The 7,149-nt window shown below is 72.3% G+C and carries 6 protein-coding genes; 3 read left to right on the top strand and 3 right to left on the bottom strand.

Annotated features, from left to right (window positions below; genetic code table 11):
• Positions 1-360: 360 nt before the first annotated feature.
• Positions 361-450 carry a putative leader peptide gene (locus GBN72_RS36005; RefSeq protein WP_369695873.1) on the bottom strand — a complete coding sequence of 30 codons (90 nt, stop codon included), beginning with the start codon at positions 448-450 and terminating at the stop codon, positions 361-363.
• Between the two features lie 176 nt (positions 451-626).
• On the opposite strand from GBN72_RS36005, the gene GBN72_RS04720 reads away from it, so the two are divergent.
• Complete coding sequence (locus tag GBN72_RS04720; RefSeq protein ID WP_151770319.1) at positions 627-1,298, top strand: lytic polysaccharide monooxygenase auxiliary activity family 9 protein; 672 nt, start codon at positions 627-629, stop codon at positions 1,296-1,298.
• 91 nt (positions 1,299-1,389) lie between these two features.
• Positions 1,390-1,857 carry an SAM-dependent methyltransferase gene (locus GBN72_RS04715; protein ID WP_151770318.1) on the top strand — a complete coding sequence of 156 codons (468 nt, stop codon included), beginning with the start codon at positions 1,390-1,392 and terminating at the stop codon, positions 1,855-1,857.
• 137 nt (positions 1,858-1,994) lie between these two features.
• On the opposite strand, the gene GBN72_RS04710 is transcribed toward GBN72_RS04715, so the two are convergent.
• Positions 1,995-4,766, bottom strand: coding sequence for a cellulose binding domain-containing protein (locus GBN72_RS04710; protein ID WP_369695878.1), 2,772 nt, complete (start codon positions 4,764-4,766; stop codon positions 1,995-1,997).
• 542 nt (positions 4,767-5,308) lie between these two features.
• Positions 5,309-5,884 (bottom strand): TetR/AcrR family transcriptional regulator, encoded by a 576-nt coding sequence (locus GBN72_RS04705; RefSeq protein ID WP_151770317.1) that lies wholly within the window; start codon positions 5,882-5,884, stop codon positions 5,309-5,311.
• A 239-nt stretch (positions 5,885-6,123) separates the two neighbouring features.
• On the opposite strand from GBN72_RS04705, the gene GBN72_RS04700 reads away from it, so the two are divergent.
• Complete coding sequence (locus GBN72_RS04700) at positions 6,124-7,032, top strand: DMT family transporter (RefSeq protein WP_218042018.1); 909 nt, start codon at positions 6,124-6,126, stop codon at positions 7,030-7,032.
• Positions 7,033-7,149: the final 117 nt, after the last annotated feature.

The raw sequence follows: 7,149 nt of genomic DNA, 5'->3' as shown, positions 1-7,149 counted from the left end.
CTCTGGAGGTGTTTCGGACATGGCGGAGTGTCAGCTCCTCGGGTGGAGTCGGGCGGAGTCGGGTGGGGGGAGGCTGCGGACGGCGGTTTTCGCCCACGCCCGGAGCGGCCCTCCGGCAGCGCGTCAGGACGACTCCCCGGCCCGGGCGCCGAACGCCCGGACGCCGCACGCGCCGGGTGTAGCGCCCCGCGGATCCGCACGTCACGGACGCACAGGTCCGGGAAGCTCAGGACGGCAGGTCAGCAGAACGGCACGGGTGCGGGACGACGGAACGCGGCGCGGCGCGGAGCACCCGGTGCCACGGGCCGCCGGCCGCGAGCGCGGGCCGCGACGGGAGGCGGGGCGCCGGAAGGACCCGTCTCAGCGGGCGGCCGGAGCGGAACACAGGGCACTGGACACACGCACGAGGTCGACGTGGCGTCGACGCGTGAGGTCCTGGCGCTGGTTCATGCCCCGATTCAATCAGGCCGCACACCGTCCGGTCGAGGGGCCTGGGTTCCACCGGTGCACGGCGGGAAAGTGGCGCAATCGAATGTTGCACGACGTTGACATGTACGCAACCTTTATATGGGAGCGCTCCCACTTCTTGTCCGCTGTCCCCAAGCCCCACGCGAAAGAGGACACCCATGACACGTTCCGACATCGCCGGCCGGTTACGCCGGGCGCCGTTCCTCCTCCTCACCCTGGTCGTCACCGCACTGTTCTCCCTGGTCCCGGGGAGCGGCACCGCCTACGCCCACGGGTCGGTCGTCGACCCAGCCACCCGCAACTACGGGTGTTGGCAGCGCTGGGGCAGCGACTTCCAGAACCCGGCCATGCAGCAGCAGGACCCCATGTGCTGGCAGGCCTGGCAGACGGACACCAACGCCATGTGGAACTGGAACGGCCTGTACCGCAACGGTTCCGCGGGCAACTTCCAGGCGGTCATCCCCAACGGCCAGCTCTGCAGCGGCGGCCGGACCGAGAGCGGCCGCTACAACGCCATGGACACCGTGGGCAACTGGAAGGCCACGGACGTCGGCAGCAACCTCACCCTCCGGCTGCACGACCAGGCGAGCCACGGCGCGGACTACATCCTGGTCTACGTCACCCGGCAGGGCTTCAACCCGCTCACCCAGGCACTGACCTGGAACGACCTGCAGCTGGTCACCCGCACCAGCCGCTACGCCCCCGGCAGTGAGTACAACATCCCCGTGAGCGTGCCGGGACGCAGCGGCCGGGCGGTGTTCTACACCATCTGGCAGGCCTCGCACATGGACCAGACGTACTTCTTCTGCAGCGACGTCAACTTCCGCTGAGGCAGGCCCACTCGCTCCACCCACGTCCCGCCGGACCCCACCGTCCGGCGGGACACGCCTGCGCGCCTCCCCCGGGGAGCAGCCTCGGGCCATGCCGAGCTTCGAGATCACGCCGATAGGTACGGTCCGGAACGACAGGACGGACGTCCAGCACACGGACCACTGGGGCGCCGTCCGCAGCACCATCCTCGTCGACCAGCGCTTCGGCGACACCTGCCTCCAGGGACTGGAGGGCTTCTCCCACGTGGAGGTCCTCTTCGTCTTCGACCAGTTCCCGGAAGAGGACGACCACCGCACACCCCGCCCCTACCGCGGCCGCGCCGACCTCCCGCCCGTCGGCGTCTTCGCCGGCCGCGGCCCCCGCAGACCGAACCGCATCGGGGTGACGTGCTGCGCCGTCGAATCCGTCCGCGGCCGTGAGCTCACGGTGGTGGGCCTGGACGCGGTCTCCGGCACGCCGGTCGTCGACCTGAAGCCGGCGATGGCGGAGTTCCTCCCGCGCGACGTCCGCCAGCCGGACTGGGTCGGCGGCCTGATGTCGGAGTACTTCGCACGGTAGGCGGCCGGGCGCCGCCGCGGTCCCCCGGCAGCGCGGCCGCGCCCGCGCCCGCTCCCGGGAGGCCGACGAAGCGAGGGCCGCGACCAATGACCGGTCGCGGCCCTCGCCCTGTGGCGGTCCCGCTGGACGCCGCTGGATCAGCCGCAGGCGGCTCCGTCACGGGTGAAGTCGTCCGGGGTGCCGTTGCTCCCCGTCGACGTCCCGGTGAAGCCGACGGTCACCGAACCGCCGGGCGCGACGCGGCCGTTGTACGACACGTTGGTCACCGTGACCCGGTCACCGCTCTGGGTGTGGGTGCCGTTCCAGAGCTGCGTGATCCGCTGGCCGTCCGGGTAGGTCCAGCCGAGCTTCCAGCCGTCCCACGCGCTGTCGCCGGTGTTGGTGAGCTTGACCTCCGCCTGGAAACCGCCCTGCCACTGGTTGGTGACGCGGTGGTCCACGGTGCAGGCTCCGTCCGGGCCACCGGGGTCCGGCGGGTCGGTCGGGTCCGGCGGGTCGGTCGGGTCCGGCGGGTCCGTGGGACCGGTCGGCGAGGGTATGCCGGCGGTGTCCGCGTAGACGATGCCGCGGCCGTTGGTGGAGACGTAGACCCGCCCGTACGTGCGCGGGTCGCCGGTGATCGTGGAACCGGTCCAGCCCCACTGGTGCTGGTCGTCGTTGACCCTGACCCAGTTGGCGCCCGCGTCGGTGGAGCGGAAGATGCCGCGGACCCCGTCGATCTTGGCACTGGTGTAGAGGGTCTGGTAGGTGGCGCCCGGGGCCGCCTTGCCGAAGCCGATGGTGTCGGCCTCCTGGACGCCGCCCACCTTGGTGAACGTCGCCCCGGAATCGGTCGAGTGCCACAGCCCGTACGTCTTGTCCTCCTCACCGCCGGCCAGCCAGACGTCGCCGTTGCGGCCGGGGACGGCCTTGAAGCGGACGGCCGTGCCCGTCGGCAGCCCGGTGGACGCGCGCTTGGTGAAGGTCGCGCCGGCGTCGGTGCTGACGTAGAAGGCTCCGTCCTTGAACCCGTAGAACTTCTTCGGGTCCACCCGGTCCGACTCCACGACGGCTCCGGCCGGGATACCGGAGGAGGCCGTCCAGGAGGAGCCCGACCCGGCGTGCACGCCCGCTCCCTCCGGGCTCCACACGTAGCGGCTGCCGTCCGCCGCCGCCGCGACGGTGCCTCCGCCGGTGACGCCCGACGGGTCGGAACCCGCGTACCAGTTGGCGCCGTTGTCGGAGGAGAACGCCACGTGGGCACCGCTGTCCACGTTGCCCACCCGGACCACCGTGTTCGGGTTGGTCTCCGCGTAGTCGAGGCTGGTGGTGGAGGTGAAGTTGGGCGACTGGAACATCTTCGCCGGGACCGTGTCCAGGGAGGTGTGCCGGAAGCCGCCGACGTCGCCGAGGCCGCTGATCAGCGTGGCGCCGCTGGGCGGGGCCACCAGGTCGAGGACGGCGGTCTCCTCGAGCCCCTTCACCATGGGCTTGATGACGGGCTTGCCGCCGCCGTCCCACTGGGTGAGGTTCTCGGTGCCGAAGATCGTCGCGCCGGTACCGTACATCATCCGGTCGGAGTCGAAGGGGTCGATCTCCAGCGCCTCCGTCATCCACCCGAGCTTCGGGGTCTGCTCCGGCGGAGTCGGATTGGCGCCCCAGTCGAGCCAGGGGACCGAGGAGATGTCCATGGTGTAGCGGTTCGAACGGTTCGGGTAGGAGCTGTACTCCCAGGCCCTGGTCCAGTTCTCGCCGCTGTCGGTGGTGCGGAAGATCTGCGTGTCCGGCCACCAGGAGCTGTAGCCGGTGACCATCACCGTGCCGGGGTTCTGCCGGTCCACGCTCAGCCCGCTGTAGCCGAAGTAGGTGTCCGCGGCAGGCATCGGGCTGATGTCCGTCCACTCGCCGCTGCCGGTGTCGTACCGCCACACCTGGCCGGTGGAACCGTCGTACGGGCCGCCGGTGTCGCTGTAGGGGAGGTAGAGGTAGCCGTTCTCGGCGTCCAGAACGCCCTTGTGCGCGAGCAGCCCGGTCGGCTGCCCGGCCACCCGGGACCACGTGGCGCCGGCGTCGGTCGACCGGTAGACGTTGTTCTCCTTGTCGGCGACACCGACGTAGATCGTCCGGGTGGCGGAGCCCGCGCTGCCCGTCGTCTCGTCGAAGGTCACCCAGGAGATGCCCTGGATGTCGCCGTTGTAGCCGCCCGTGTCGCTCGGATCGGCGATGTACGTCCCCGGGTTGGGGAACGAGGTCACCTCCGACCAGGTCGCGCCGCTGTCGGTGGAACGCCACAGGCCGTTGCCGCTCGGCGCCCCAAGGTAGAGCACGCTGTTGCGGTGGGGGTCGACGGCGAGGCGCTCCCCCATGCCCCGGCCGGGCATGTTCCCGCCCAGCTTGAACGGCAGGTCGGCCTTGGCCCAGGTCTCGCCCCGGTCCCCGGAGCGCAGCACGGCGCCGTTGCCGGGGTCCCAGTCGTTGGTGTACGTGCCGACCGCCGCGTAGACCTTGTCCGGGTCCACGCTGTCGGAGGCGAGGCCGATGACACCGGTGTGGCCCCAGTCGTCCCAGCCGACGTGGTCCAGCAGCGGGGTCCAGCTCTTGCTCGACTCCACCCAGCGGTACGCGCCGCCGATGTCGGTGCGGGCGTAGGCGAGATCGGGCTCGGACCGGTTGAAGACGATGCCGGGGACGAAGCCGCCGCCGTCGATGCGGACGTTCTTCCAGTCCGCGGCGGCCGCCGCGGCGTCGGCCCCGGACAGCGAGCGGGCGCCCGCGCCCTCGTCGGGCCGGGCCATGGCACCGGGCATCAGGGCGCACAGCAGACCGGCGGCGGCCGCCAGCACGCCTCCGAGCCGTAAGGCCGTGCGGCGCGGGGGCTGGGCGGAGCGTGGCGGACGGGTGCGCTCGGCCCGGGGCGTCTGCCCGGGCAGCGGTCTGCCCCTGGGGGGAGGGGACTCGTGCACGGTTGGTTCCTTCCTCGTCGCCCCGGTGTCCTCCGGGCACGGGCCGGGAGTCCCGGCGGCGGGCGTGCCGCCGCCCGTGGGAGCACCGGGGCAGGGGGATGTGGTGGACGGAACCGTCGGGTGCGGCTCGGCGGTCGCTCGCCGTACGCGACGGACGGGTACGCCCGGCGAGGGGCGACACGGAGCCCCGCCGGGTTCCCTGTCGCCCCTCGCCTGAGCTGGGAGCGCTCCCACTTTCGATCCGCGATCGAGTCGGCGTCAAGGTGTGCGCGGCGTCGAAGAAATTCGACTCCGCGCACGCGCCCCGTCCACCGAGGACCGGAAAACGTCGAAGCGCTTCGACTGCCTCGGAGGATGCGGCCGGTCAGGGCTCGTTGCCCCGTCCCGCGCCTGTTCCCGCGATCCCCCGCCGGGCCCGCGTCGAAGCGCTTCACACGGCGCGCGGAACGCACGCACCCGGCTGCGCGGCAGGGCCTGGCAGCCGGGTGCGGCGACACGGCACGGAGCGTTCAGGCGCGCGGGCCGGCTCCGTGCAGCAGGGTGTCGATGATGCGGGCGGCGAGGGTGTCCGGGTCGGCCGCCGCGGCGTTGTCCTGCAGGGACTCCCTCAGGAGCGCGTAGTAGACCCGGCGCACCCAGTCCAGGTCGGCCGCCTCGTCGATGAGCTTGTCGGCCCGGGCCCGTTCCAGCACGGCGATGCAGCGCCGGGCGATGCCCTGATGGAGGCGGGCGGCCTCGCTGTCCGGGTCGGCCGGCAGCTCCAGGGCGAACGCCCAGGCGCTCTTGACCTCCAGCACGTTGGCCGTTATTCGGTGCATCGCCACCAGCGGCGGCGCCGTGTCCGGCCTGCCGTCCTCCACCGCCTGGGCGAGCTGGCGGGCCGCCGACGAGGCGAGCGTCTCGATCAGCGCCTGCCGGTTGGCGAACCGCCGGTGGATCGTCGTGCGGGCCACCCCCGCGGCCGCGGCGATCTGCTCCATGGAGGCGCCGGGATCCTCCGCGAGCACCCGCTCGGCCGCCTCCAGGATCACGCGCACACTGCGCTCCGCGTCCGCCCGCAACGTTCGTGTCGCCGTCTGCCCCATCGCACCTCCCGCTGGACCACTTGTCCAGCAATACGGTACATCGCTGATGCGATCCAAGCCATATCTGCATCAGCTCTGTTGCAGTTCACGGATTTATTGATACCGTCTACTCTCAGTTACCGCCGACCGAAGGAGGAACTCGTGCACCGCACCGCCCTCACCACCGAAGCGTCGTCAGGCCCGGCCGCGCGGTTCTCCGCGCCGGCGGGCAGCACCGCGACCTCGTCGGAGCGTGCCGCGTGAAACTCTCCGCAGCCCCCGTCGGCGCCGCCTCGGCCATGCTGCTGGTCGGCACCTCGACCGCGGTCTCCGCCACCATCGCCGACTACCCGGTCTTCGCCGGGCAGGCCTTACGTTATGGGCTCGCCGCGGTGATCCTGCTCGCCGTGGTACGTCAGCAGCGCCTGCCCCGCGTGCGGCTGACGCCGCGTGACGTGATCCTGCTGCTCGCGCTGGCCGCCACCGGCCTGGCCGGGTTCAACGTGTTCCTCGTGGAGGCGACCCGGCACGCCGGACCCGCCATGATCGCCGCTGTGGTCGGAGCCGTGCCTCTGGTGCTCGCCCTGGTCGGGCCGTTGATGGAACGCCGGCGCCCCGCACCCCGCACCGTCGGGGCCGCCCTCGTGGTCGCCCTGGGCACGGCCGTCGCCGCCGGCCTCGGCTCGGGCAGCATGACGGGCTTCCTGCTGGCCCTGGGCGCACTCGCCGGCGAGGTCGCCTTCTCCCTGCTGGCCGTCCCGCTGCTGCCCAAGCTCGGTCCGCTGAGGGTCGCCGCCTATCCCGCCGCGCTGTCCGTGCCCATGCTGCTGGTCGCGAGCCTCGTCATGGAGGGCACGGCCTCCCTGCGGTTGCCCACCTCCGGCGAGGCGGCCGCCTTCGGCTACCTCGGCGCGATCGTCACCGCGGCCGCCTTCTTCCTCTGGTACGACGCGCTGCGCCGCCTCGGCGCGGACCGCGCGGGCCTCTTCGCCGGACTGGTACCGGTGGGCGCGCTCCTCACCACCGTCGTGCTCGGTATCGGCCACGCGGGGCCCGCAGACGTCACCGGCGCCCTGCTCGTCGCGGCGGGCGTCGCCGTCGGCATGCGCAGGCCCCGCCCCGCCGGGGACGCGCGGGGCGACCGGCCGGGGATACGCGAACTGGTCTGACGGTGCCCTGCCCGGCGACGGCCCCGTCGCGGGCGGGGGAAGGGTCCGCCCAAGTGGCTCATCGTGGCCGTCGGCTCCGTTGCCTCGTGATCGGTGACTCGTTGGCCCGAGCGGCAC

Origin of the sequence: Streptomyces abyssomicinicus (genome assembly GCF_008974245.1) — a bacterium.
GTDB classification, from domain to species: domain Bacteria; phylum Actinomycetota; class Actinomycetes; order Streptomycetales; family Streptomycetaceae; genus Streptomyces; species Streptomyces abyssomicinicus.
The sequence above is the reverse complement of the archived record's forward strand: the minus strand, read 5'-3'. Positions and strand labels throughout refer to the sequence as shown.

What these genes read in the sequence shown, in the direction of transcription:
- GBN72_RS36005 (WP_369695873.1), bottom strand. Translation starts at nt 450, where the DNA reads ATGAACCAGCGCCAGGACCTCACGCGTCGACGCCACGTCGACCTCGTG.
- GBN72_RS04720 (WP_151770319.1), top strand. Translation starts at nt 627, where the DNA reads ATGACACGTTCCGACATCGCCGGCCGGTTACGCCGGGCGCCGTTCCTC.
- GBN72_RS04715 (WP_151770318.1), top strand. Translation starts at nt 1,390, where the DNA reads ATGCCGAGCTTCGAGATCACGCCGATAGGTACGGTCCGGAACGACAGG.
- GBN72_RS04705 (WP_151770317.1), bottom strand. Translation starts at nt 5,884, where the DNA reads ATGGGGCAGACGGCGACACGAACGTTGCGGGCGGACGCGGAGCGCAGT.